Annotated in this window: 24 protein-coding genes; 14 read left to right on the forward strand and 10 right to left on the reverse strand. The window is 41.1% G+C overall.

The features are described 5' to 3' along the window. Nucleotides 1-74 precede the first annotated feature (74 nt). Nucleotides 75-581, forward strand: coding sequence for an OmpH/Skp family outer membrane protein (locus K1F36_RS03860; protein WP_220112623.1), 507 nt, complete (start codon nt 75-77; stop codon nt 579-581). A gap of 58 nt (nt 582-639) precedes the next feature. On the opposite strand, the gene K1F36_RS03865 is transcribed toward K1F36_RS03860, so the two are convergent. The 7 genes from K1F36_RS03865 to K1F36_RS03895 are packed head-to-tail and all read right to left on the reverse strand — an operon-like array spanning nt 640 to nt 4504. Then, complete coding sequence (locus tag K1F36_RS03865) at nt 640-1089, reverse strand: DoxX family protein (RefSeq protein WP_220112624.1); 450 nt, start codon at nt 1087-1089, stop codon at nt 640-642. 51 nt (nt 1090-1140) lie between these two features. Then, nucleotides 1141-1707, reverse strand: coding sequence for a Crp/Fnr family transcriptional regulator (locus K1F36_RS03870; RefSeq protein ID WP_220112625.1), 567 nt, complete (start codon nt 1705-1707; stop codon nt 1141-1143). Between the two features lie 12 nt (nt 1708-1719). Next, nucleotides 1720-2295, reverse strand: a complete 576-nt coding sequence (locus tag K1F36_RS03875) for a DUF7010 family protein (protein WP_220112626.1) — start codon at nt 2293-2295, stop codon at nt 1720-1722. Beyond that, entirely contained in the window at nt 2292-2474 is a 183-nt protein-coding gene (locus tag K1F36_RS03880; RefSeq protein ID WP_220112627.1) for a hypothetical protein, read from the reverse strand. Before K1F36_RS03880 ends, K1F36_RS03875 begins: the two co-directional genes overlap by 4 nt. A 2-nt stretch (nt 2475-2476) precedes the next feature. Next, complete coding sequence (locus tag K1F36_RS03885) at nt 2477-2932, reverse strand: hypothetical protein (RefSeq protein ID WP_258538928.1); 456 nt, start codon at nt 2930-2932, stop codon at nt 2477-2479. Between the two features lie 12 nt (nt 2933-2944). Further along, on the reverse strand, nt 2945-3340 hold the full coding sequence (locus K1F36_RS03890) for a DoxX family protein (protein WP_220112628.1): 396 nt from the start codon (nt 3338-3340) through the stop codon (nt 2945-2947). Nucleotides 3341-3352: 12 nt separating this feature from the next. Continuing rightward, entirely contained in the window at nt 3353-4504 is a 1152-nt protein-coding gene (locus K1F36_RS03895) for a DNA polymerase III subunit (protein ID WP_220112629.1), read from the reverse strand. 182 nt (nt 4505-4686) lie between these two features. On the opposite strand from K1F36_RS03895, the gene K1F36_RS03900 reads away from it, so the two are divergent. The 3 genes from K1F36_RS03900 to K1F36_RS03910 all read left to right on the forward strand — a co-directional run bounded on the left by K1F36_RS03900 (nt 4687) and on the right by K1F36_RS03910 (nt 8614). Next, complete coding sequence (locus tag K1F36_RS03900) at nt 4687-5877, forward strand: phosphoglycerate kinase (protein WP_220112630.1); 1191 nt, start codon at nt 4687-4689, stop codon at nt 5875-5877. 118 nt (nt 5878-5995) lie between these two features. Continuing rightward, the gene (locus K1F36_RS03905) at nt 5996-7597 is read left to right on the forward strand and encodes a lytic transglycosylase domain-containing protein (protein WP_220112631.1); all 1602 of its coding nucleotides are present in this window, start codon (nt 5996-5998) and stop codon (nt 7595-7597) included. A 12-nt stretch (nt 7598-7609) separates the two neighbouring features. Then, the gene (locus tag K1F36_RS03910; RefSeq protein ID WP_207031184.1) at nt 7610-8614 is read left to right on the forward strand and encodes a DUF4837 family protein; all 1005 of its coding nucleotides are present in this window, start codon (nt 7610-7612) and stop codon (nt 8612-8614) included. Between the two features lie 75 nt (nt 8615-8689). Here K1F36_RS03910 and K1F36_RS03915 read toward each other — a convergent pair whose 3' ends face one another. The 3 genes from K1F36_RS03915 to tatA form a co-directional block, all read right to left on the reverse strand. Next, on the reverse strand, nt 8690-8860 hold the full coding sequence (locus K1F36_RS03915; RefSeq protein WP_176619067.1) for a DUF6747 family protein: 171 nt from the start codon (nt 8858-8860) through the stop codon (nt 8690-8692). A 240-nt stretch (nt 8861-9100) separates the two neighbouring features. Continuing rightward, entirely contained in the window at nt 9101-11179 is a 2079-nt protein-coding gene (locus K1F36_RS03920; RefSeq protein ID WP_220112632.1) for an OmpA family protein, read from the reverse strand. Nucleotides 11180-11374: 195 nt separating this feature from the next. Continuing rightward, the gene (gene tatA, locus K1F36_RS03925) at nt 11375-11572 is read right to left on the reverse strand and encodes a twin-arginine translocase TatA/TatE family subunit (RefSeq protein ID WP_166249756.1); all 198 of its coding nucleotides are present in this window, start codon (nt 11570-11572) and stop codon (nt 11375-11377) included. A 166-nt stretch (nt 11573-11738) separates the two neighbouring features. Between tatA and K1F36_RS03930 the strand changes: the two genes are divergently transcribed. The 10 genes from K1F36_RS03930 (at nt 11739) to K1F36_RS03975 (ending at nt 23291) form a co-directional block, all read left to right on the forward strand. Beyond that, the gene (locus tag K1F36_RS03930; protein ID WP_207031188.1) at nt 11739-12608 is read left to right on the forward strand and encodes a M23 family metallopeptidase; all 870 of its coding nucleotides are present in this window, start codon (nt 11739-11741) and stop codon (nt 12606-12608) included. Further along, entirely contained in the window at nt 12609-14108 is a 1500-nt protein-coding gene (locus tag K1F36_RS03935; RefSeq protein WP_220112633.1) for a GH3 family acyl-acid amido synthetase, read from the forward strand. It begins immediately after the preceding gene. Between the two features lie 50 nt (nt 14109-14158). Then, nucleotides 14159-15847, forward strand: coding sequence for a DUF6909 family protein (locus K1F36_RS03940; protein WP_220112634.1), 1689 nt, complete (start codon nt 14159-14161; stop codon nt 15845-15847). A gap of 2 nt (nt 15848-15849) precedes the next feature. Then, nucleotides 15850-16845 carry a hypothetical protein gene (locus K1F36_RS03945; protein WP_220112635.1) on the forward strand — a complete coding sequence of 332 codons (996 nt, stop codon included), beginning with the start codon at nt 15850-15852 and terminating at the stop codon, nt 16843-16845. A gap of 12 nt (nt 16846-16857) precedes the next feature. Next, nucleotides 16858-17637, forward strand: coding sequence for a dTDP-4-dehydrorhamnose reductase (gene rfbD, locus K1F36_RS03950; RefSeq protein ID WP_220112636.1), 780 nt, complete (start codon nt 16858-16860; stop codon nt 17635-17637). A gap of 46 nt (nt 17638-17683) precedes the next feature. Then, a complete protein-coding gene (gene rfbB, locus K1F36_RS03955) occupies nt 17684-18742 on the forward strand; it encodes a dTDP-glucose 4,6-dehydratase (protein WP_220112637.1) in 1059 nt (352 codons plus the stop codon). A gap of 13 nt (nt 18743-18755) precedes the next feature. Further along, nucleotides 18756-19625: a glucose-1-phosphate thymidylyltransferase RfbA gene (gene rfbA, locus K1F36_RS03960; protein WP_220112638.1), complete on the forward strand. Its 870-nt coding sequence runs from the start codon at nt 18756-18758 to the stop codon at nt 19623-19625. After that, nucleotides 19625-20173, forward strand: a complete 549-nt coding sequence (rfbC, locus tag K1F36_RS03965) for a dTDP-4-dehydrorhamnose 3,5-epimerase (RefSeq protein ID WP_220112639.1) — start codon at nt 19625-19627, stop codon at nt 20171-20173. Before rfbA ends, rfbC begins: the two co-directional genes overlap by 1 nt. Nucleotides 20174-20886: 713 nt before the next feature. Beyond that, nucleotides 20887-22056, forward strand: a complete 1170-nt coding sequence (locus K1F36_RS03970) for a TDP-N-acetylfucosamine:lipid II N-acetylfucosaminyltransferase family protein (RefSeq protein WP_220112640.1) — start codon at nt 20887-20889, stop codon at nt 22054-22056. A 173-nt stretch (nt 22057-22229) separates the two neighbouring features. Then, the gene (locus K1F36_RS03975) at nt 22230-23291 is read left to right on the forward strand and encodes a hypothetical protein (protein ID WP_220112641.1); all 1062 of its coding nucleotides are present in this window, start codon (nt 22230-22232) and stop codon (nt 23289-23291) included. Nucleotides 23292-23566 lie beyond the last annotated feature (275 nt).

Below are 23566 nucleotides of genomic sequence, written 5' to 3' on the forward strand. Positions count from 1 at the left end.
CTTTACATCACAAAAACTTAATAAGCGCTTTTCCAAAAGCTTTTCTATTTTTGCGCATCTATAAAAAGTAAAAGATGAAAAAATTAGTAGTGCTTGCAATTGCCATTACAGCAATGTCGTGTCAGCAAAACAAAATTGGATATGTGGACAGCGTAAAAATCATGGACGAGTATCAAGAAAAAGTTGATGTGGAGGCCAAGTTCCAAAAAAAGGCGGAAACCATGGGCAGAAAACGTGACAGTATCTCACAAGCGTTCCAAATGGAATTGCAGGAATTCCAAGGCAAGGCACAAAGCCTGTCCCAGCAAAACGCACAAGAGCAATATTCAGAATTGCAACAACGGGGACAGCGCATCGGCCAGCAATTACAGCAAGAAGAGCAACAGTTGCAACTGACCAGCCAAGAACAAATGGACTCTTTGGTTAAGAAGGTGAAAAAAGAAATCAGAGCTTACGGAAAAGATAATGGCTACACCTATATTCTTGGTGGAGGCGAAGGTGGTTCTGTGATCTATGGTGACGAAGCAAAAGATGTTACGGATGCCATCCTGAAGATTTTGAACGATAAGTACGAGAATTAATACACTCGGTACATTCAATACATTGATGGAGCCCACTCTTTAGAGTGGGTTTTTTGTTTTACCTAATTGAAGCAAAGTAAACCCATAGCATAAAAAAGAACTGCAACGGGACACGGAACCATAGGTAGTGTATTCCCGGTCCATTCATTTCCCCTGTTTGGTAGTCGATTTCTTCAAGGGCCGCTTTGATGTTGGCTGGAAGAATCAAAATAAAAAATGCAATCAACAAACAAGCCGTTTGTTTTTGATATTGAGGCAGCAAAAAGCCAATAGCGAAGAGAACTTCCATAATTCCGGTGATAAGCACAACTGCCTTTTTAAAAGGGATAAAGGAAGGAACCATGGCCTCCATTCCCTGCATAAAAGCAAAATGTCCAATAGCGGTGAACACCAACATGCAGGACATGGCAATCCTGCCGGCTAATTGAAGTTCCCAATTCCTTTTAAAGACTTTTAAAAGTAATGTTGACACTACATAGGTGCCAACAAGCACAATGAGAGGTTTCATCTTTTTTAGGCAAAAATCCAACATTACCACTGGCAAGTCAATGAACCTAGGTTAAGAAATACGCCTGCGGATACGGCTCAGGGCCTGTGGGGTAACACCAATGTATGAAGCAATATATTTTAAGGGAATTTCACGAAGTAGCTCGGGGCGTTCTTCAAAAAGGTTGAGATAGCGCTGTTCGGCACTATCCCGCAGAAGGGAAAGCTCTCGCTTTGATTTTTTCAAGAAAAGCTCCTCGCTGGCCTTTCTTCCGATCAAGTTCCCTATGCTGGAAGATGCATAAACCTCCTGAAGTTCCTTATGGCCAAGACGCCAAAGTGTTGTATCGGTAATCGTTTCCACCGTATATTCAGATGGTTTTTGGGTGAGGAAAGAGTCGTATGCGCTAACAAAAGCCCCATTGAAAACAAAACCAAAAGTGAGGTTCCCATCTTCTTTGGGAATGTAAAGGCGAACAATCCCTTTTTCAATAAAGGACAGATGATTTTCCACCTTGCCCGCTTCAACCAACTTACTTTTTTTAGGGAATTCATGTCGGTTCAATTTTGATGAAAAAATTTCCCAATCGGCTCTTGAAATACCGAATTCCGATTCGAAATATTGTCTGATTTTTTCCAAATCGTCAGTACGTTAAGGTTTACTTTTTTTATACGAGAAAATCATAAAGGAACCAAAACCAATTTCTATAATTGAGCCTGATAGGGCAGAAACGGCAGGGGAAGCCTTCAGAATAAACAGCACAAATGAAGCTGCACCCAACATACCGCCCAAGACCCAATACGTTTTGATGCCATAAAGCGTAGTGAACGTTAAATACCTTCCACCAATGATCAACAACATGCCCTGAAAAAACCAAGCGTGGTTCTGTAACGATAGGAGCAACGCCAGGGGAATGCACATCAACATAAAAATTGTTCCCTCCAAAGCTAGTTTGCCCAAGGCATTGTTTGGGGAATGACTTGTAGGAACACCTATAAGCTTGGCCAGCAACAACCCTAAAGGATGAATGAGCATACCGCCAAAAAACAAGGTCCAAACAGCGATTTGAGACGTAACGGACAAGGCCACCAAAGCGGCAGCCATCCAAACCGTTCCGGAAACTAAAACTCCCAAAGAACCATCTGCATAGCTTTTGCGCAAATCGGCCTGTGCAGCCGAAATGGAATCAACGGAAGTTCCCGCTGTATTTTGTTCTTGTTCGTTCATTTTTTGGATTTTTTCTTGTTGCCGATCATTACTAAAGCCATGGCGATAATTAGTAAAATATTGGAAACCATGCCCCAAATTTCACCATTTCCGTTTTTCAATTCTATCAGATTAATGACAAAAAGTACTAGACTAATCACTATGACCACTAAAGGAGCAATCGCTTTTTTCCCGAACATGATTACATTTTAAGTTCTATATCGAGCTGTCGGCCCTCTTCCTTGGCCCTATTGTCCATTCGGGCCCCCATGGCCAGCCCCATGGACATGCCTACGGGCAGTCCAATACCCAAAAACGCCATATTTCCCAAACTAAGCCCCAAGGCAGCACCAATGGGCAGGCCAAAAACCGTCATGCCCAGAACAAACCATGTTTTTCTAAAATAGTTTATGGGTACGATTTTGAGTTTCTGAGCCAACATTCCTACAATTTTTGATTGTTCTTTTCGGATAGCGTTGCGCAATGTTTTACCAGAATCGGTAATCGAATTCAATTGTGTTATGTGCTTGTTGATGACCAACTCGATTTCTTCCGGCAGTTTCTTTTTTTTGATTTCAACGATCAATCGTTCGAATTGCCCATAGGCAAGTTTGGTTTTGTCGGATAGTTCTGGACGCTGGATAGGTTCTAGGATCATGCTGGGAAGGTTTTATTGCATCAGATATACCAAAAAAATGGTCGGGATCAAATATACCACGATGGTTTGCGCCCCTACATAATCCTTGGCCACACGCTGTCCCAGCAAAAGCATCAACAAAGTCACCGCAGAAATAACGGCTCCATAAAAACCATAATTGCTCTCGCCATCAACAGCTATTTGAAAAATACCGACTCCGCAGAGTATGCCGGACAACATTTCCAGTATCAAAACAATACCTAAAAGCAAAGGAACCGAGCCCTTGAAAATAGACTTGGAAAAATGCCCGGTCAGCCAACCAAGATTGCCTTTCCAATCCAGGAGTTTGTCGATTCCGCTCTGTAAAAAAGTAATGGTAAGGAATGCCAGCAGTAGAATTTCCGTGGCATTTGAAAATAATTCATTCATGGTCAGTTTTATTTAATCGGCCTTGGCATGCAAGAGCCGTGTAAGTTTTATGGACAAATCCGTGAAGATCAACTTGGAATTTCCGTTGCGTTCCACGTGAAAAATGGCTTGCTCCAACTCCTTTACAATATCCAAAATATTGTTTTCATGTACAAAGGGAGCAAATTTTTTCAGGTCAAAACCCTCCATGTGAACTTTGGCATGTACAAGTTCGTTGGCCTTGTAGTTGAGCAAAAGGGCCTGCCGCATCATGGTAAGGCAATAGTTCAGGAACTTTTTTTGAACCTCGCGCCCCGTTTTGGATACCTCATCGCTCCACAAGATCAATTCTTGGATGGCACCCTTGTTTCCCTTGGCCTTAAAAGCACTGCGCACCCACTGTACGAACCAACGCTCAAAAACGAGATCTTCCGAATCCTTGTTCAAGAGATCTAAGGCTTTATTGAAATTTCCGTTTGCCTCAAGGGCTATGGTGAGTGCCTCTGTCTGTGATACGCCCCTGAGCAAAAGTTCATCGGTAATAGCCTGCTCCGCCAAAGGAGGGAAATTTAGAATTTGGCAACGGGAACGGATCGTATTGATGATCTGTTCCTCTTCCTCTGCCAAAAGAAGCAATACCGTTTTGTCCGGTGGTTCCTCGATCAATTTTAAAAGTTTATTGGCCGCGGAGGTGTTCATTTTTTCCGCCATCCAAACAATGAGAATCTTATATCCGCCTTCATAGGATTTCAATGAAAGCTTCTTTACCATATCTTGGGCTTCATCCACCCCGATCTGGCCCTGCTTTTTTTCGATGCCGATGTGCCGGTACCAGTCAAACAAGTTGCCATAGGGCTGTTCCTTCACAAATTGTCGCCATTCCACCAAATAGTGGTCGCTTACTGCATGCGATTTTACCTTATCCGAATTGGAAACCGGAAAAGCAAAATGTAGGTCAGGGTGTGTCAAAGAGTTGCATTTGGTATTGCAAACCGTGTTCTCCCCATCATTTTCACCACCCGTATTGCCGCACAGCAAATATTGTGCATAGGCCAAAGCCATACAGAGCACCCCGGAACCCTCGGGACCAACAAATAGCTGCGCATGGGCAACCCTGCCTGTCTCAGCGGTCGTCACCAAATGGTTTTTGATGTGTTCCAGCCCTAAAACGTTTTTAAAAAGCATGACCCAAAGATACATTTTTAAGTGTTGAAGTTTTGCAGGACAGGTTAGACTGATTCATTGCGGGTTTAACATATCAAACCGAAAAGGTTAAAAAGAGATAAACTTTGAAATAAAAGGCCCGTCAAACCGAGGAAAATGCAGGAAATCTTTACATTTGAAACTCTCAAAAAAGAACACATTACATGAAGACGATAGACGATTTCAATTTCGAAGGAAAAAAAGCATTGATCAGAGTAGATTTCAACGTACCATTGGACGGTGATTTCAAGGTAACCGATACCAGTCGTATTGATGCCGCAAAACCTACCATTCTAAAAGTTTTGGAAGATGGCGGGTCCGCAATTTTGATGAGCCATATGGGCAGACCAAAGGGAGAAGCCAATCCGGATATGTCACTTTCACACATTGTCGAGACCGTCTCGAATGTAGTTGGTGTACAAGTGAAGTTCGCCGAGGACTGTGTTGGCGCAAAAGCAGATGAAGCAGTTGCTGCCTTAAAGAGCGGAGAGGTGCTTTTGTTGGAGAACCTTCGTTTTCATCCTGAAGAGGAGGCCGGTGATGAGTCCTTTGCAGAGGAATTGTCCAAGCATGGCGATGTTTATGTAAACGATGCGTTCGGAACGGCGCACCGTGCCCATGCATCAACCACAATTGTGGCCAAGTTTTTCCCGGAAAACAAATGCTTTGGCTATTTATTGGCCAAGGAAATCAAAGCCATTGATAAAGTGATGGAAACAGGGGAAAAACCAGTGACCGCAATTTTGGGCGGGGCCAAGGTTTCTTCAAAGATCACCATCATCGAAAACATACTGGACAAAGTGGACAACCTTATCATTGGAGGAGGAATGACCTATACTTTTGTAAAAGCTAAAGGCGGGAAAGTAGGCGACTCCATTTGTGAGGATGATAAAATGGAACTTGCCTTGGATATCCTAAAACAAGCAGAGGCCAAAAATGTGAAAGTATACTTGCCTGTGGATGTTTTGGCCGCCGATGATTTCAGTAACGATGCCAACACCCAATTTGTGGACGTAAACGAAATTCCCGACGGATGGCAAGGATTGGATGCCGGCCCAAAAACCTTGGAGATATTCAAACAGGTCATTTTGGCTTCCAAGACGATTCTTTGGAACGGTCCCGTAGGTGTTTTTGAAATGGAAAACTTTGCCAAAGGCACCATTGCCGTAGGTAATTATATTGATGAGGCCACCCAAAACGGAGCGTTCTCCCTGGTAGGAGGAGGAGATTCCGTTGCTGCCGTCAAACAATTCGGGTTCGAGGAGAAGGTGAGCTACGTATCCACTGGTGGCGGGGCCATGCTCGAAAGCCTGGAAGGAAAAACATTGCCGGGCATTGCTGCAATATTGGGCTAAGTCTCACGTTGTGAGATATCAGGGCAAACGTTAAAAGTAAGAGAATTTTGTCTCGAGGCTTTATTCTTTCAGAAAAAAAAGCCATTTTCGTTTGCCCCGAAATCAAATTTTGTCCAAAATGAAGCAGAGTTTAAGTGTAGCTGTTTTTGCTGTTCTCCTATCAGCAAGCCCCTTTGTGCGTGCACAACAATCCGAAATTGCACAGAACAAGTCAAAGGATTCCGTTTTGCTCCGAGAAGAGGAAAATGGGACCATCACGGTTTCCAACATCAAAATTGACGGTCAGCTTATGGCCCTGGAAACGCATGAGGACGGAAAATTCAAGCTACGCGACCTTGAGGAAGCTTGGCGGTATGACAGTCTCTGGCTGAAAGAACTCCACAGCAATGCCGATTTGTTCAGTGATATGTTGTTGGAGGTTCAGAATGATTCTGAATTGGAGGAGGCCTTTGAAATAGATTTGCCGACCGACACGCTAAAAGCAAGGTTGTCCCGTATGAACGAGAAAACCCCGTTCAATATTACCTACAATTCTTCTTTGGAGAGTGTGATCAAATCCTTTTTGACAAGGAGAAGGGACTTGATGCAGCGGATGATAACGGCAAGCCAGTTTTATTTTCCCCTGTTTGAACAGGAACTGGACAACCAAAATATTCCTTTGGAAATAAAATATTTGGCCATTGTGGAATCCGCTCTCAACCCAAAGGCTCGCTCTAGGGTTGGCGCAAAAGGGCTGTGGCAGTTCATGTACAGCACGGGCAAAATGTACGGACTGGACGTAAGCAGTTATGTGGACGAAAGGCACGACCCCATTATGGCCACAAAGGCCGCCAGCAAATACCTTTCAAGACTCTACGATATCTTTGGTGACTGGGACTTGGCCTTGGCAGCATACAACTCTGGTCCTGGAAACGTAAACAAGGCGATTCGACGTTCCGGAGGATATGAGAATTATTGGAACATCCGTCCATTTCTTCCACGTGAAACAGCAGGGTATCTTCCAGCCTTTTTGGCCACCATGTACATTTTTGAATATGCCGAAGAACATGGCCTACAATACAAAAAAGCGGATAGGCCCTATTTTGAGACAGATACCGTTCATGTTAAGAACCTGATTACTTTCGACCAGATTTCAAAATTGGTCGATATAGGAACCGAAGAGCTGGAAATGCTCAATCCGGCGTACAAGCTCAACATCATACCGAAAGTAGAAGGAAAAAATTATGCCCTACGTTTGCCCATTGCCAAAATAGGCAAGTTTGTTTCCAATGAGGAAGAAATCTATGCTTATGCAAAAAAGGAGCTGGATTCTTTGGAAAAGCCTTTACCGAACATGGTGACCGCGGAGGACCAGATACGTTATCGGGTGAAAAGCGGTGATTATTTGGGCAAGATCGCCGAACAATATGGGGTCGGTGTAAGCCAGATAAAAAGCTGGAACGGACTTCGAAGTAACAATCTTCGTGTTGGACAACGCTTGACAATATATCCCAGAAAGCCATATATCGCACAGAAGACCTCAAAATCGGGCAGCTCCAAATCTGGAACAACCGTTGCAGGAGGTTCCAAGATCCATACGGTACAATCTGGCGACTCCCTTTGGACAATCTCAAAAAAATACCCCGGGGTTTCCATAGAAAATTTACGAGAATGGAACGGTATTAGCGGTAATAACCTAAAACCGGGCACAAAACTTAAATTGTGTGATTGTTCTTCGTAAATTTAACACAAGATGAAAAAACTAGGAACACTATTGTTTGCCGCTAGTATGTTGGCATTGGGAGCCTGTAAGAATTCAGGACCAAAAGAAAAATTTTTACCACCCTCAACAGGGGGCATCAATACCTTGATGGTGGTTATGGACACTGAGCTTTGGAGAGGGCCGGTGGGGGAAAAGATAAGGGACGAGTTTGCCGCACAAATTGTGGGACTTCCCCAAATAGAGCCGAAATTTACCATAACCCAAGTACCACCAAAGGTTTTTAAGGGAACTACCACACACTCTAGATCATTGTTGTATGTTGAACAAGATTCTACGTCTTTGGCCCATATAAAGGACGATGCCTACGCCAAACCTCAAAAAGTTGCAGTGGTTACAGGCCCAACAGAGGAGGTGATGATCAAAAACCTTGATTCTTTGGCGGACAGGGCCATAAAGGAATTCAGGGCCAACGAGATTGCCGAGGCACAACGAAGATTCGAGCGCTCTCTGAGCAAGGACAAAGCTTTGGAAGAGGAATTTGGGATACACATGAACGTGCCATCGCTCTACAAGGTGGGCAGAAGAGAGGACAACTTTGTTTGGATGGACATACAAATCCCAAAGGGAACCATGAACATCATTGCTTATGAGATGCCTTGGGACTATTTCAGCAACGACTCCACTTTTGTGGAGGATATTGTAAGAATGCGAGATTCCATTGGTCAAAAATTTATTCCAGGACCTTATGAGAACACCTACATGATTACCGAGAAAGCTTTTGCGCCCTATGTTTTCCCTGCGGAAATAGGCGGTAAAAAAGCGGCGGAGGTAAAAGGTGTTTGGGAAATTCATGGGTATCCTATGGCTGGCCCATTTTTAACCTATATCATCAATGATGAGGAGAACAATAGGAAAATGGTGATAGAGGGATTCACTTTCGCCCCTTCCGAAGAAAAAAGGGATTATATGTTCGAGCTGGAAGCCATCTTAAAGACAGTGGACTTTAAGCCATCGGATACTACCTCCACGGACTAAAAAAATATACTTATACAAAACCAAAAGGCCCGAACAATTGTCGGGCCTTTTGGTTTTTTAAATATGATGGACTTATCAATCAAATGCAAAACCTGTGGCCATCCTATATACAAATGCATAAAGCACTATAAAGAACATAACAAAGCTAAACCATGCGAATACTTTAAAGTATTTTTCTATGATGATGTGCCCAAGGTTTCTAAACCCCTCCAAATAGATTTCTTTAACGAGTAGTAATTTTTTCATATGTCTGATTTAAGGATTAAATACAGGCCAAAGATTCGATATACTGGGATGGAACCGAAAACAAAAGGACAAAACGCATTAAAAACAAGGTGAAATAGGCAGCTTAGGACCAGAGGTCTACCAGCCTATCCCTTTGATCGATAAAGTGCACGCGAACCAAGCGCTGTTGGTCGGACAGGGATATCGATAAAGTGCAATATTCTTGAAAAAGCAGGGAGCAAATCCCTCCGGAAGTGTGATTTATTCGGCTACAAGGATAAATTCCGACCTTCTGTTCTGGCGATGCTGGTCGGCGGCACACGGTGTTCCATTGGAACAATTGTTCAACAGGCGATCTTCCCCATATCCAACGGCGCTTAAGATTCTTGAAACGTCGATTCCTTGGGAAACAATATAGTCACGAGTGGATTTGGCGCGCTTGTCCGATAAATATTTATTGTAGCTTTCCGAACCAATGGCGTCGGTATGGGATTCAATTTTTAGGGAAAGTGTTTTGTTTTCCTTGAGTACCGTTACCAGTTTGTCCAGCTCCTGAGCGTACTTTGGTGTAATTTCATAACTGTCGAATGCAAAATAAACATTGCTTGGCTCGTACACTTCTGTTATTGGTTTTTCTTTTACGGCCTTCCTTAAGAATTGGGTAACCGGAACATTTTCATTCTCTTTGGTTTTTACAGAAATGGAGTCGTCCATAAAACCATTTTTTGTGGCCACAAGGGTATAACCCGTCGATGGATCTAGGTTTTTGAAAACGTATCTACCTGTGGTGTCCGAAACGGCCTTGCTCAAGAATATACCGTCTTTATCATACAAAGTTATATTGGTTTCTTCCAATGGAATGCCCGAGGACTCACTGGCAACGGAACCAACAATGGCGTTGAAGTTTGGAATGGATTTAAAGGAATAAATATCGTCATCCCCTTTGCCCCCTTTACGATTGGAAGCAAAATAACCTTGCTCACCGGAAGCATCGATAATATACGAGAAATCGTCCCTGTTACTGTTGATGGGTTCGCCCAAGTTCACGCCTACTCCAAAAGTTTCATTTGTACCATCGGATTTATATACATCCAGCCCTCCGAAGCCCATCGGCCTGTTGGAAGAAAAATAGAGCGCGTTTTCGACCGCATAAGGAAACATTTCCTTCGCTTCTGTGTTGATGGTCTTTCCAAGGTTTTTTGGCTCGGAGAACGCCCCATTTGCATCAATATCCACCACATATATATCTGTTTCGCCAAAGCCCCCGGGCCTATCCGAAACGAAATACATTTTTTTCCCATCCGGGCTTACCGCAGGATGGCCTGTGGAATAGTTTTCACTATTGAAGGGAAGCTCCTCTGCCTTGGTCCATTCGCCATCTTTAAGCTCGGAACGGTAAATCTTTAAGTGGTTGATTCCGTTTTCGCCCCGTTTCAGACGCTTTCCATAGTTGTTCCTTGTAAAATAGATTGTTTTTTGGTCAGGCGAGAAAGCCATTGAGGCTTCGTGATATTTGGTGTTGATCTTTCTAGAAAACTTTTTGGGTGCGGAAAGTTCACCGTCTTCACCTTTTTGTTGCGCAAGGTAAAGGTCCAAAAAAGGTTGATTGGTCCAGCGATACCGACGTGTCGTTAAAAACAAAGTGTCCTTGGCCGAAGCATAGACGATATCCGAGCCATTGTGAAACATGGGGGAAAAATCGGAGTAGGGAGAGTTGATTTTTAAATTTTTGATAGAAATAGTATAGGTTGCTTCCCAAGAGCTGGGATCAACCTTATCGAGTTCATTTAGGGGCTCGTTTCTTTTCTGTCTTAAAATTTTGGTCAGGGTGGCGGCTCTTTGATATTTGCCCGTACCTTTTAATGTTTCCTTGTACTTGAACAGTGCATCCTCCTCCATTTCCTCTTTGTACAATTGGTGCAGCTCATGGTACCATTGGTACGCTTTTTCCAAGTTCCCTGTATAGTAATGGGAGTCTCCAGCTCTCGAGAGCAAGTGCTGGGTGTGTTTGGCTGCGGTTTTTTCCAGGACCAAATCAAAAATGCGGGCGGCCTCTGCATACCACATTAGGTCAAAGTACGCATTTCCTTTGTCGATGAGCTTGTCCGTAGTCCCTCGCTTGCGAAGATACCTGTCCAGCTTTTTGTCGTTAAGACCATCGAGGTGCTTTACAAAGTCTGTGGTTTCTGGTTCTTTTGTAAGGTTCTCCTTTTCGGATGTGGAAAAGGTTCCCCCATACTCGGAAAAGGCAAGCTCTTGGGAAAAGGTCCCAAGTGCGCACAAAAGAAAAATAAGCAAGATCAGTTTTTTCATTACCACTCCATCTGCACAAACAAACATGATGTGTTTGTTTGGAGGTTAAGCATTTAGAGGCCTAACGGTTTAGTTGTAGCCGCTAAAGTAGGATAAGATAATTGGGGTGATAATTTTTTGTTGTGAAAGAGCGAAATTGTGGCGCTGAATGGTAAAAAAGTGTTGTTGCTGCTCGAATTTTTTTGTAATTCGGCACACCTCAAACCGTCAAAAAGGTCAAGTTTAGGATTTTGACTCTTTTGTTTCTCCTTCCAATTTATCGTCTTCTTTGGTCGCGTCCTTGAACTCTTTGATACCGCTACCAAGTCCTTTCATCAGCTCTGGAATCTTTCTGCCTCCAAAAAGCAAAACTACCACGGCCACGATCAAAACAATCTGCCAAGGACCTAGCATACCAAGAAATATAGTTTGAGCAATCATAATATCAAAACCTTTAATTAGAAATGTAAAAGTACTAAAAAGAAGTGAAAGAGCGTGTTCGATTAACGAAAATTGGCATTTGAGAATGATTTTTAAGAACTTACCGGCCCAAGCTTTTTAAAAAGCTTAACATGCATATTAAAATCTAAGACTATCTTTGTTCATCATGGCAAAGGACAAAAAGAAAAGAAAGGAGATCAAACGCAAGCTATTGCACAAGTATCGCTTGGTCATTCTCAATGAAAGCACTTTTGAGGAAAAGATATCTTTTAAGCTGAACAGGCTTAACGTTTTTGTTACCGGTACCATGTTCATTATTGTGCTGATCGGAGTTACGACCTTGATCATTGCTTTTACCCCATTGCGCGAATATATTCCGGGCTACTCCTCTACCAGATTAAAACGACAGGCAACCGACCTTACCTATAAAACAGATTCTTTGGTTACCGTACTCAATTATACCAATCGGTATTTGGATAATGTAAGGAAGGTCTTGCGGGGTGACATTGAAAACAACCAAGTGAATAGGGACTCTCTGTTTGAGCAGTACAAATTGGACCCTGCTTCCGTAGACCTTACGCCAATACGACAGGATCTATTGTTGAGGGAAGAGGTTGAGCTGGAAGATAAGTACAATCTTTTTGAAAGGGATATCGAAAACTTGGGGACATTATTCTTTTCACCTGTGAACGGCACCATATCCCAAGGGTTTGACCAAAAAACGAAACATTACGCCGTGGATTTGGTAGCACCACGGGAAACCCCGGTCAAGTCCATTGCGGATGGTACAGTGCTTTTTGCGGAATGGACCACAGAAACGGGTTATGTAATGATCATAGAACATCAAGAAGGGATAACTTCGGTGTATAAGCACAATGGTTCCCTGAGCAAGGCACAAGGGGATTTGGTACGGGCAGGCGAGGTAATCGCATCAATCGGAAATACGGGAGAACTTACTACGGGGCCACATCTTCATTTTGAACTTTGGAGAAAGGGCAAACCGGTGGACCCCCAAAATTATATTGACTTCAACTAAATGTCCTTAAAAGCATTTGCCGCGAAAATATTTGCGAATCGGATAGCCAAGAAAACCGAAAAATGGGTGAATCGACCTGTAAAGACCCAACAAAAGGTATTCAACCACTTGATCGCCCAGGGCAAGGGCACCCTTTTTGGCAAGGACCATCAGTTCGCAACCATTACATCCCACCAAGATTTTGTTGAGCGCGTTCCCATACGTGATTATGAGGAACTAAAGGGATATGTACAACAAATAATTGATGGAAAAGAAGATGTGCTGTGGCCCGGAAAGCCCATTTATTTTGCAAAAACCTCGGGAACCACTTCGGGCGCCAAATATATTCCGATCACCAAACCTTCCATCAAAAACCAGGTGGAAGCTTCCAGAAATGCCATTCTCAATTACATACACGAAACGGGGAACGCCGATTTTGTGGATGGCCGGATGATATTTTTACAAGGAAGTCCTGAACTGGAAGAAAAAAATGGAATCAAGCTGGGAAGGCTTTCAGGGATTTCGGCCCATTATGTGCCCAACTACCTTCAAAAAAACCGATTGCCAAGCTGGGAAACCAATTGCATCGAGGATTGGGAGACCAAGGTGGACAAAATTGTCGAGGAGACCGAAAAAGAGAATATGTCCGTAATTGCAGGTATTCCGTCATGGGTGCAGATGTACTTTGAAAAATTGAACTCCAAGACAGGGAAAAAAGTCGGGGAACTTTTCAAAGAGTTTCGATTGTTCATATATGGAGGAGTGAATTACGAGCCATATAGGGCCAAATTTGAAAACCTTATAGGAAGAAAGGTGGACAGCATTGAACTGTTCCCAGCCAGTGAAGGATTTTTTGCATATCAAAATTCCCAAAAGGAAAAGGGGATGTTGTTGTTGTTGGACGCGGGTATTTTTTATGAGTTTGTCAAGGCCGATGAATTTTTTGATGAGAACCCAAAACGATTGACCATTGCAGATGTGGAAATAGGGGTCGATTATGCCATGGTAATTTCTACAGATGCCGGACTTTGGGGCTATAATCTTGGGGATACCGTTCGGTTTATTTCCAAGAACCCATATAAGATAATGGTTTCGGGGCGCATCAAGCATTTTATTTCTGCTTTTGGGGAACACGTAATCGCTAAAGAGGTTGAAGAAGCATTACGCCTAGCCGTTGAAGGGACGGATGCACTGGTAAACGAATTTACCGTAGCCCCGCAGACCAATCCCGAGGAAGGGGAACTGCCCTATCATGAATGGTTCATCGAATTTCAAAGGGAGCCATCTGACATGAAAAAGTTTATGGCCATCATAGAGGAGAGCATGAAACAACAGAACAGCTACTATTTTGACCTCATCGATGGCCATATTCTCCAACCGCTAAAGATAAGCAGCATCAAACCAAATGGTTTCCAGGATTATATGAAATCCATAGGTAAACTGGGAGGGCAGAACAAGGTCCAACGCCTTGCCAACGACCGAAAAGTGGCCGATGGACTTCATCCTTTTAAAATTAGTTGACTTAGAACAGCTTAACTTTCATAGGAATTCATTTATTTTTGCCAGAAGATATGATGGCAACAGAAGTAAAACAGACCACTAGGGCGCAGGAGTCCACCAATGCGATCGAACGCTTGTACATTACCATGCGCCATTTGCTGAACAGGGGATTTTACAAGCCTTCGGGGGTTTCTGGTAATGCTCTCAGAACCGCGCTTTTATTGCTCCGTCCGGAAATTTATGGGACCATTGCTGAGGACAAGGCCGAATTGAACGGGTTGATCTATGTATTGGAACGCTTGCCTGAAGGGATAGAAGAATGCCGATTCATTAACCTCACTTCCGACGAAGGATTCGGCAAATCACATTTAAGACCCATTGTGCCTCCAAAGCGAAGAAGAAATTGCTACCGCATCGATGATGAGCAGATGAACATCGAGATCACACGAGGGCGTAGCGACATTTACGATATTTTGACCCACCTGACCTTCTTGTTCGTGGAGTCCGGCAAAATCTCCAAAAGGGTCTTGGTGGACGATGGGACATCCACCATAAGGGACTGGGATAAGCTTACCGAGTTTGTACTGTCCGAAGAAAAAAACAATGAAGAAAGAGAAGTGGCCCTGATACACTGTGCCAATATCTTGGGCAGGACCTTTGATGAGGTGGTGGACCTTGAAAACAAGTTAAAGACCCCGGAGGACCCGGACCGCTTTTTAAACGTAATTTATTGGCTGGGCAAACTGGCCATTGAAGAGGAGACCACGGGCAACAAGAGGACAATCACATTCAGTCCGCTGCTAAGAGAGCGGTTGGGTCATCATATCCATGGGGAAAAGTGGGCCGATAAGATCAAGGCGACCCTCAAGGAACACAACTTGATGGACAGACCACTTCATATTATCAGTGCCAATATGCACAGTGTTATGAACTCTCTATTTGCCAAAAAAGCATTGGTAGAAGAATTTCCGGACAATGAATCTTTGGATGTTTATGAGGCTTTGGGTTCCGACAAGAACAAATCGCTCAATAAGAAAGTTAGGGATTTGGCCCAGAAAAATAGGATGATAACTTTAAAGGACGAGTCCGGGGCCAACATAGATGTCCAGATTTTTGATACCGCTAAATTTGGGGATAAAAGCTGCTGCTATCAACTGCCGGATGATATCGCCCAAGAGGATAAACCCGTTATATTTGTGATGGATTATGCCTTCGGCGAGCAGGCCTACGAGACCATAGACGAATTGTTGAAACCGATGGAAGATGGGAAGGAAAAGGTTTTTCTTAACGTCGATTCGGTCTCCATTATGGGAAAGGCGGGTATCTTGGAAGGGGGCAAAGGAGATTTGATGATTCCTTCCGCCCATATTTTCGAGGGCACGGCGGATAATTATCCCTTTAACAACGAACTCAAGGGTTCCGATTTTGAAGGACATGGATTAAAGGTAATGGAAGGGACCATGGTGACCGTATTGGGAACATCGCTTCAAAATAGGGACATTCTCCAGTTTTTCAACGAATCCACTTGGAACGTTATAGGGTTGGAAATGGAGGGAGTGCACTATCAAAAAGCGATACAATCGGCATCGCAGATACGAAAAAGCATAAAAAAAGATGTCAAGGTAAGATATGCTTACTACGCATCTGACAATCCTTTGGAGACCGGGAGCACGTTGGCTTCGGGCGGACTTGGGACAACCGGGGTCAAGCCCACATATTTGATAACGGACAGAATTTTAAAACAAATATTCAATTCATAGGTATGGCAGACCAACCAGTTAATCAGAATAATTCAGACGAGATAGATTTGGGGCAATTGTTCCAGATGCTTCGAAATGGATTCAATAAGTTAGGTGTACTTTTTTTACGCCTTTTTCTATATCTAAAAAAGAGTGCTTTGATACTCATAGGTTTGGTTGTTTTGGGCGTGGCCATAGGGTTCGGGTTAAAGTTCATAACGACGGAGAAGGTCCAGGTAGATGTTATCGTAAGGCCAAACTTGGAGAGCAAGGATTATTTATATGATGTTATCTCTGAAATAGAGTCCAATATCAAGGACAAGAACCCAACTTTTTTGAATAGGCTCGATATCACTGAGGCGGACCTGAAGGGTTTTGAAATTTCGATTGCTGCTGTAAAAAAGGAGGAGGCAGAGAATAATGAAAGGCAATTGGAGTATTTGGAAGTGCTCCAAAAATTTCAGAACACGGATTTGATCGCTGATGTGATCAGAGAGGAATTGCTAAAGAAAACGGAGCTCAACCATAGGATAACATTTACCTATAAGAACCCCAACGGGGAGGAAATAGCCCGTAAGCTTTTGGACTATATTAATTCCAATGGTTATTTCACTGAGCTTTTGTCCGTACAAAAGGAAAATTCAAGGAAGAGGATTGAAAAAAGCGAGGTGTTGATTTCCCAGATAGATACGATTATCCAGAGTTACTCCAAGAACCTGAACAAACAGGGCTCTCCACTTGAAACCGGTAAATTGGTTTTGCAGAATGAGGAAAGATTGAATGTTACAGGGCTTATCACCTTAAAAACAGAGCTGATAGAAGACATAGAGGAAAAGAAAATGGAGCTAAAACAACTTAACGGTCCCATTAGTGTTATCAATTTTGGAAACCCCCATCAAGTCAGTAAGGCGTTCTTTGGAAAGAAGATAATAGTTCTACCCTTATTGTTCCTTGGGGTATTCTTTTTGTTGTCTTTCCTAAAGTACCTCAATAGGAAAGCTTCAGAAATTGAGGAGTAAAAGGCAGTATTAATGATTAAAATTCTTGTTACAGGTTCCAATGGTCAATTAGGAAAAACACTGAAAGAGTTAGCGCTTGGATTGGAGAATCTTTCTTTTTACTTCAAAACATCAAAAGAACTTGATATTACTCGCGTAGATCAATTACTGGATACATTTGAGAAGGAGCAATATGATTTCTGTATCAATTGTGCGGCATATACGAATGTCGAAGAAGCAGAAAAGTTCCCGGATTTAGCGAATCAGGTCAACGCAGAAGGGGTCAAAAACCTCGCAGAAGTTTGCAAAAAACAGCAAACCTCCCTGATTCATATTTCCACAGATTATGTTTTTGACGGCAAGAAGGAAGGGGGCTATACAGTGGAGGATAAAACCAATCCCATCAATGTATATGGAAAGTCCAAGTTGGCCGGAGAAAAATTTATTCAACAGATTCAACCCAACCATTATATAATTCGCACATCTTGGTTGTACAGCAAAAAGTATGGACACAACTTTTATCTTACTATTCTGAGAAAGGCAAGTGAAGGAACAGAGTTGAGAATTACTGATCAACAGATCGGTTGTCCGACCGACACGATTACTCTGGCAAGGTTCATTTTAGATGAAATTGTTATTGCTGGGGACAAACCTTTTGGATTGTACCATGTAACTGACGGTAGACCTATGACATGGTTTGATTTTGCAAAAAAGATACTTGAGGATAATAGGTTGACAGAGAAGGCAGAACTTGTATTGGATAGGAATTATCGTACTTTCGCAGCTAGACCAAAAAACAGCGTTCTAATTTGAACACCTCAAAATAAATCAAGACCGTTAGAGAAATAATCATAAAACAATGAGTAAATATACCAACTATAATATTTTGATTACCGGAGGTGCTGGTTTTATTGGGTCCCATGTGGTAAGGCATTTTGTAAACAAATATGAAAAGTACCACATCTATAATTTAGACGCTTTAACCTATGCGGGTAATCTAGAAAACCTAAAGGATATTCAGGATAGGGAAAATTATAGCTTTCTCAAAGGAGATATTACGGATCAAGCATTTCTTGCCACTCTTTTTAAGGAGATTGTTTTTGACGGCATAATTCATTTGGCTGCAGAGTCCCACGTGGACCGATCTATTTCTGACCCCTTGTCCTTTGTAAAAACAAATGTCCTTGGCACGGTCAACTTGCTTAACGAGGCATTGGGCCAAGCAAAAAAGAACCCAGACTTCCGTTTTTATCATGTAAGCACAGATGAGGTTTATGGCGCTTTGGGAGACACAGGGTTTTTTACCGAAACCACTCCGTATAGTCCTAATTCACCTTATTCCGCCTCAAAGGCAAGCTCTGATCATTTTGTAAGAGCTTATGGGGAAACGTTTTCCTTGCCTTTTGTAATATCCAATTGCTCCAACAACTATGGTCCAAACCATTTTCCAGAAAAGCTGATCCCTCTTTTTATAAACAACATCATTAATAATAAGCCGTTGCCCGTGTATGGCGACGGAAATTATACAAGGGATTGGCTTTATGTGAAAGACCATGCAAGTGCCATAGACTTGGTTTATCATAAAGGGCTCAAGGGGGAAACGTACAATATTGGAGGATTCAATGAATGGAAAAATATTGACTTGGTTAAGCTGTTATGTGGTATAATGGATAGAAAACTTGATCGTCAAGAGGGTGCTTCGGAAAAATTGATAACCTTTGTGAAAGATCGCCCAGGGCACGATTTAAGGTATGCCATAGATGCTACCAAGATCAACCAAGAACTTGGCTGGAAACCTTCGGTTACTTTTGAAGAAGGACTGAAAAGGACGGTTGACTGGTACTTTGACAATGAGGAGTGGCTCAATCATGTTACTTCTGGAGATTACAAGGAATACTACAAAAAACAATATCAATAAAGCTTAAAGCAAGATGAAGGGAATTATATTGGCAGGAGGATCGGGCACAAGATTGCATCCATTAACATTATCGGTAAGTAAACAACTTATGCCCATTTACGATAAGCCAATGATTTATTACCCATTGTCCACTTTGATGAACTCAGGCATAAGAGAAATACTTATAATCTCTACCCCAAAGGACCTGCCTCTTTTTAAAGAGCTTTTGGGTGATGGAAAAAAATATGGATGTTCATTTACCTATGAGGTTCAAGAAGCCCCAAACGGTTTGGCGGAAGCATTCATTATTGGAGCAGATTTTATTGGTAACGACAAGGTGGCCCTGATTTTGGGCGATAATATATTCTATGGCACAGGGTTGTCCAAACTATTGCAGGCCAATAACGACCCGAATGGCGGTATTATTTATGCCTATAGAGTGCACGACCCAGAGCGCTATGGAGTGGTAGAGTTCGATGGTGAAGGCAAAGCAATAAGTATCGAAGAAAAGCCATCAATCCCTAAATCCAATTATGCAGTTCCAGGCATCTATTTTTATGACAACGAAGTGGTTTCCATTGCGAAGAATATAAAGCCAAGCCCTCGCGGTGAATTAGAGATCACCGATGTAAATAAGGAATATTTGAATCGAGGCAAGTTGAGTGTTAGTATTTTGGATAGGGGAACCGCTTGGTTGGATACCGGAACCTTTCAGTCGTTGATGCAGGCCTCTCAATTTGTTGAGGTCATAGAAGAACGCCAAGGTTTAAAGATAGGGGCCATAGAAGTTGCCGCATACGAAATGGGGTTTATTGATAAAAATCAATTTAAGGCATTGGCAGAACCACTAATGAAAAGTGGCTATGGGAAAAACCTGTTGGGAATTTTGAACAAAGAGAGTTGATGAAGGTAACCGAAACCAAACTGAGGGGTTGTTTTATTCTTGAACCAAGAGTTTTTGAAGACGAACGAGGGCATTTTTTCGAGAGTTATAACCATAAGGACTTTTGTGAGGCAATAGGGCAGAAGGTCGATTTTGTGCAGGATAATCAATCCTACTCAACAAGAGGGGTGTTAAGAGGGCTACATTTTCAAAAGGGAGAACATGCTCAAGCAAAATTGGTTCGTGTTTTACAAGGGAGCGTTATAGATGTAGCAGTTGATTTAAGGAAGAATTCCACGACTTATGGCGAACATGTTTCTTTAGAGCTTACAGGAGACAACAAGAAGCAATTATTTATCCCTAGAGGATTTGCCCATGGGTTTGTTGTTTTGAGTGAAACGGCTCACTTCTTTTATAAATGTGACAATTATTATAATAGTGACTCAGAAGATGGAATAGTTTTCAATGATCCAGCCCTGAATATTGATTGGAAAATATCAGAAGATCAAATCAAACTATCCTCCAAGGACTTAAAACTGTCGAGGTTAAAAGAAACATCGATAGGCTAAAAACTCAAGGGTGTTTCTCCAGGAATCCAGCGCATCATTTTTTAAATTTTGAGTATCAGCTTTTACAAGTTAAAAATCAATCCCTTAATTATTTGTAATATTGCGTAGTGTTAAGATATGATTGATTTAAAACTGTTTTAGTGCCTACAAATTCCTTTCAGAATTATCGGAACATAACCTTAAGAACGTTGATGGTGTTTAGTTCCTTTTTTTTCTCATGCAATCCCAAGCATAAACAGGTAGATTATGTTTTTAAAATTGTTTTAGAAGTAAGGGTAATGAATGATGACAAGTTTCAACTATTCTATTCAGAACAAAACCAAACAAAGTTTACCGACAAAAATATCCTGAAGGTTAATGTCAAAGGCTTTAATGAGTATCAGACTATTGTTTTTGAACTCCCAAAAAAAACATTTCCCAATAAGTTGAGGATTGATGTTGGTGAAAACAAAATGGAATCCCCTATTGAGATCAAATCATGCCAGTTAATATGGGGGGAGAATGTCCTAGAAATGGATCATTTGAGTTTCAACCGTTTTTTCAAACCCAATGTATATATTATAGTACAGGGCAGGGGTGACATTTATGAGCGAAGAGTAATGGACAACAAATATGACCCCTTCTTTGTTTCAACAGCTTTTTTGGAACAGTATTTAAAATTAAAATTTTAAGGAGGATACTCTATTGTTTTTCCGTTTACTAGATTTGCCCCTATGATATTGCACTTTCTTTTGGATGAAAAAATAACGGATCAGGTAATCGCTAATTTTGAAAGTGTTTCAAAAAAGAATAAGTTTTTGGTATTTTCTAAAACCCAAAAACCGCTTAAACATATTAAAACAGAAAATCAAAATATTTTTGTTTATGATTTTGAGGAACAGGATATCAATGAGGTCTTAAATAAAATAAAACCAAATGGCATTATCCTACATGCATACCATTTAGAATTCGCCAAGACCCTTCTGAACATTAAACATAATGTCAAGGTTGCTTGGGTGGCCTGGGGTTTTGATATCTATGGCCTTCCCAAAATCAAACCTCTTACATATGCTCCATTAACAGATTCTTTTTTAAGGAGCACAAGTTTTTTTTTGGAAACAAAAAGAATGATACTAGCCAATGATCTTTATAGAAAAATCTTTTTTTTCTTGTTGAGAAAAGAAGATAGGTATACGCTTATATTTAAAAGTCTCGATAAAGTTGATTACTTCACCACCTATTTGGCCGAGGATTATTCCTACTTTAGCAAGTATTACCCTAATGACATGGATTTTATAAAGTGTACTTTTACAAGTATTGATCAGTATCTTGGGGGAAATAAGGATATTTCTATAACAAGTGTCGCTTCGAACATATTGATAGGCAATTCGAATACTCCTGAGTCCAACCATTTGGATGTAATGATAAAACTAAAAAATCTGCAGCAGGACTCTATGAGTGTTTTTGTTCCATTGAGCTACGGTGAAAACAGAAAATACAAAAGCACAGTATTAGAGAAGGGGAAAAGCCTTTTCGGAAAGAATTTTAGGCCGCTATTAGATTTTATGGAGAAAGGGGAATATCTGAAAATCCTGAGGACATGTGCCACAGGTATTTTTTATCACTATAGGCAACAGGCCATGGGAAATATTATTGCCATGTTGTTTATGGGGGCAAGGATTTATATGTATGGGGATAGCCCCGGATACAAATATTTGGTAAGGCACCAGGTGGCTGTTTATGATTTTGACCGCGATTATGTGCGATATAAAAACAATCCATTACCACAGAAATTGGCAGAAAAAAACAGGAAGGTTTTAGAGGAATTGTTTAGTGATACAAAAGTTAAGGACCAACTAAAGAATCTTATAAACCTTATGATTTTAAAAAACAATTTGGACTAATGGTGTCTTTCAGGTCCTTTTATGTTTCATGTTTTTACATAATCTCCGCATTAATATTTGTGTTGGGAGGGGGAATTCAATTTCTATTTGGGTTTTCAAATACTTTTCTAACTTTTTTTCTTGTCCTGTTTATTTATGCCATATATGCGGTTTACGCAATTTATAAACAAAAAGTGGTATTCAACAAGGTTGTTTTAGGAGCATTTATTTATGGTGCGGTTATAGTTTTAACGGCATTGTTTAGAGGGAGTGGTATAATTGTGACCTTGACATATCTCATTTTTCCATTGTTGCCCTTGGCAATCTATTTATTCAGTTACATAAATTATAAGGAAAATTACTTGACTAAGAACAAAATTTTCAATTTGTTCTTTTATATTTCATTAATTCAGTTGCCTGTATTGGTTTTTCAGGTTTATTTTTATGATTTTTTCATACAATTCAACAATAGTGGACAAAGGATAGCATGGTATGATTTTATGTTTGGCACCTTCTTTGTGAAGTCAGACCATTCTTTGGGGATTTTTATTCTTATAATAGTTTCAGTTTTACTTTTTGCTGATAAGAGCTACAAAAAGGCAGTGAGATTTCCGAAAGCCGCCATTATCTATTTAGGGCTGACCCTGTTTCTGACTCAATCAAATATTTCCAAGGTATTATTTGTAATATTGATTTGTGGGTCCATATTGGGTCCACTTTATAAAAAATATAAAGGGAGTTTAAAGTTCAAGGTTGTGACTGCACTATTGATAGGGCTCTTATTTTCTAGTGGGTATTACTTAAAGGAGAAACAATTTGTACAAAGAAAACTTGGAGGTACGGTTGAAAGACAGTTTTCACTTGAGAGTGCGGAGAAATTTTATGAAGATGGTACGGCCAAGCGATTTCAAATAATAATAGTGGCAGCAAAAAAACTGAAAACTAAATGGATAGGTGAGGGACCTTATTCTTATTTTGATATACGTACAGGAGAATTCAAGCAAACAAGACATTTTACACAATTAATTTGGACATATTTTGACCTTGGAATAATTGGTCTGGTCGCTGTGTTCCTATACATACTCCGCCTTGTGTTCTTTTTGGAAATAGACAAAGGCATACCTTTTATTATATTTCTGGGAATTTTTTTGATTTATGCTGTTTACACTACCATTTTATCAGATATTACAATTCTTTTTTCAATATTCAGTGTTTTTAACAAAAGGTTGAATACTACAAGAAATTTGAGCACATGAAGGCGACATAGAAAATAGTAAGCATTATAAAACATGGTTTTTAGCTCTACAGTATTTTTATTCTTATTTCTGCCAATTGTTCTTGGGGTTCATTTTTTATTGAAGAAAACTCTTAGAAATCCCTTCATTCTCATATGTAGTCTTTTCTTCTATGCCTGGGGTGAAAATATATTGGTGTTGCTGATGATGGCCTCTATCTGTATCAACTATATTTTTGGTATTTTGATTACTGTTTCGCAGCGCAATTCCAATAGTAATTTTTCAAAAATCACGTT

Origin of the sequence: Flagellimonas abyssi (assembly GCF_019457905.1) — a bacterium.
Lineage (GTDB): Bacteria > Bacteroidota > Bacteroidia > Flavobacteriales > Flavobacteriaceae > Flagellimonas > Flagellimonas abyssi.

Bases quoted from the DNA above. Each gene is read 5' to 3' on its own strand.
- rfbC (WP_220112639.1), top strand. From the start codon at position 19,625: ATGAAGGTAACCGAAACCAAACTGAGGGGTTGTTTTATTCTTGAACCA.
- rfbA (WP_220112638.1), top strand. From the start codon at position 18,756: ATGAAGGGAATTATATTGGCAGGAGGATCGGGCACAAGATTGCATCCA.
- K1F36_RS03865 (WP_220112624.1), bottom strand. From the start codon at position 1,089: ATGAAACCTCTCATTGTGCTTGTTGGCACCTATGTAGTGTCAACATTA.
- rfbD (WP_220112636.1), top strand. From the start codon at position 16,858: ATGATTAAAATTCTTGTTACAGGTTCCAATGGTCAATTAGGAAAAACA.
- K1F36_RS03905 (WP_220112631.1), top strand. From the start codon at position 5,996: ATGAAGCAGAGTTTAAGTGTAGCTGTTTTTGCTGTTCTCCTATCAGCA.
- K1F36_RS03940 (WP_220112634.1), top strand. From the start codon at position 14,159: ATGATGGCAACAGAAGTAAAACAGACCACTAGGGCGCAGGAGTCCACC.
- K1F36_RS03920 (WP_220112632.1), bottom strand. From the start codon at position 11,179: ATGTTTGTTTGTGCAGATGGAGTGGTAATGAAAAAACTGATCTTGCTT.
- K1F36_RS03875 (WP_220112626.1), bottom strand. From the start codon at position 2,295: ATGAACGAACAAGAACAAAATACAGCGGGAACTTCCGTTGATTCCATT.
- tatA (WP_166249756.1), bottom strand. From the start codon at position 11,572: ATGATTGCTCAAACTATATTTCTTGGTATGCTAGGTCCTTGGCAGATT.
- rfbB (WP_220112637.1), top strand. From the start codon at position 17,684: ATGAGTAAATATACCAACTATAATATTTTGATTACCGGAGGTGCTGGT.
- K1F36_RS03885 (WP_258538928.1), bottom strand. From the start codon at position 2,932: ATGATCCTAGAACCTATCCAGCGTCCAGAACTATCCGACAAAACCAAA.
- K1F36_RS03935 (WP_220112633.1), top strand. From the start codon at position 12,609: ATGTCCTTAAAAGCATTTGCCGCGAAAATATTTGCGAATCGGATAGCC.
- K1F36_RS03890 (WP_220112628.1), bottom strand. From the start codon at position 3,340: ATGAATGAATTATTTTCAAATGCCACGGAAATTCTACTGCTGGCATTC.
- K1F36_RS03910 (WP_207031184.1), top strand. From the start codon at position 7,610: ATGAAAAAACTAGGAACACTATTGTTTGCCGCTAGTATGTTGGCATTG.
- K1F36_RS03945 (WP_220112635.1), top strand. From the start codon at position 15,850: ATGGCAGACCAACCAGTTAATCAGAATAATTCAGACGAGATAGATTTG.
- K1F36_RS03860 (WP_220112623.1), top strand. From the start codon at position 75: ATGAAAAAATTAGTAGTGCTTGCAATTGCCATTACAGCAATGTCGTGT.
- K1F36_RS03930 (WP_207031188.1), top strand. From the start codon at position 11,739: ATGGCAAAGGACAAAAAGAAAAGAAAGGAGATCAAACGCAAGCTATTG.
- K1F36_RS03970 (WP_220112640.1), top strand. From the start codon at position 20,887: ATGATATTGCACTTTCTTTTGGATGAAAAAATAACGGATCAGGTAATC.
- K1F36_RS03880 (WP_220112627.1), bottom strand. From the start codon at position 2,474: ATGTTCGGGAAAAAAGCGATTGCTCCTTTAGTGGTCATAGTGATTAGT.
- K1F36_RS03900 (WP_220112630.1), top strand. From the start codon at position 4,687: ATGAAGACGATAGACGATTTCAATTTCGAAGGAAAAAAAGCATTGATC.
- K1F36_RS03915 (WP_176619067.1), bottom strand. From the start codon at position 8,860: ATGAAAAAATTACTACTCGTTAAAGAAATCTATTTGGAGGGGTTTAGA.
- K1F36_RS03895 (WP_220112629.1), bottom strand. From the start codon at position 4,504: ATGCTTTTTAAAAACGTTTTAGGGCTGGAACACATCAAAAACCATTTG.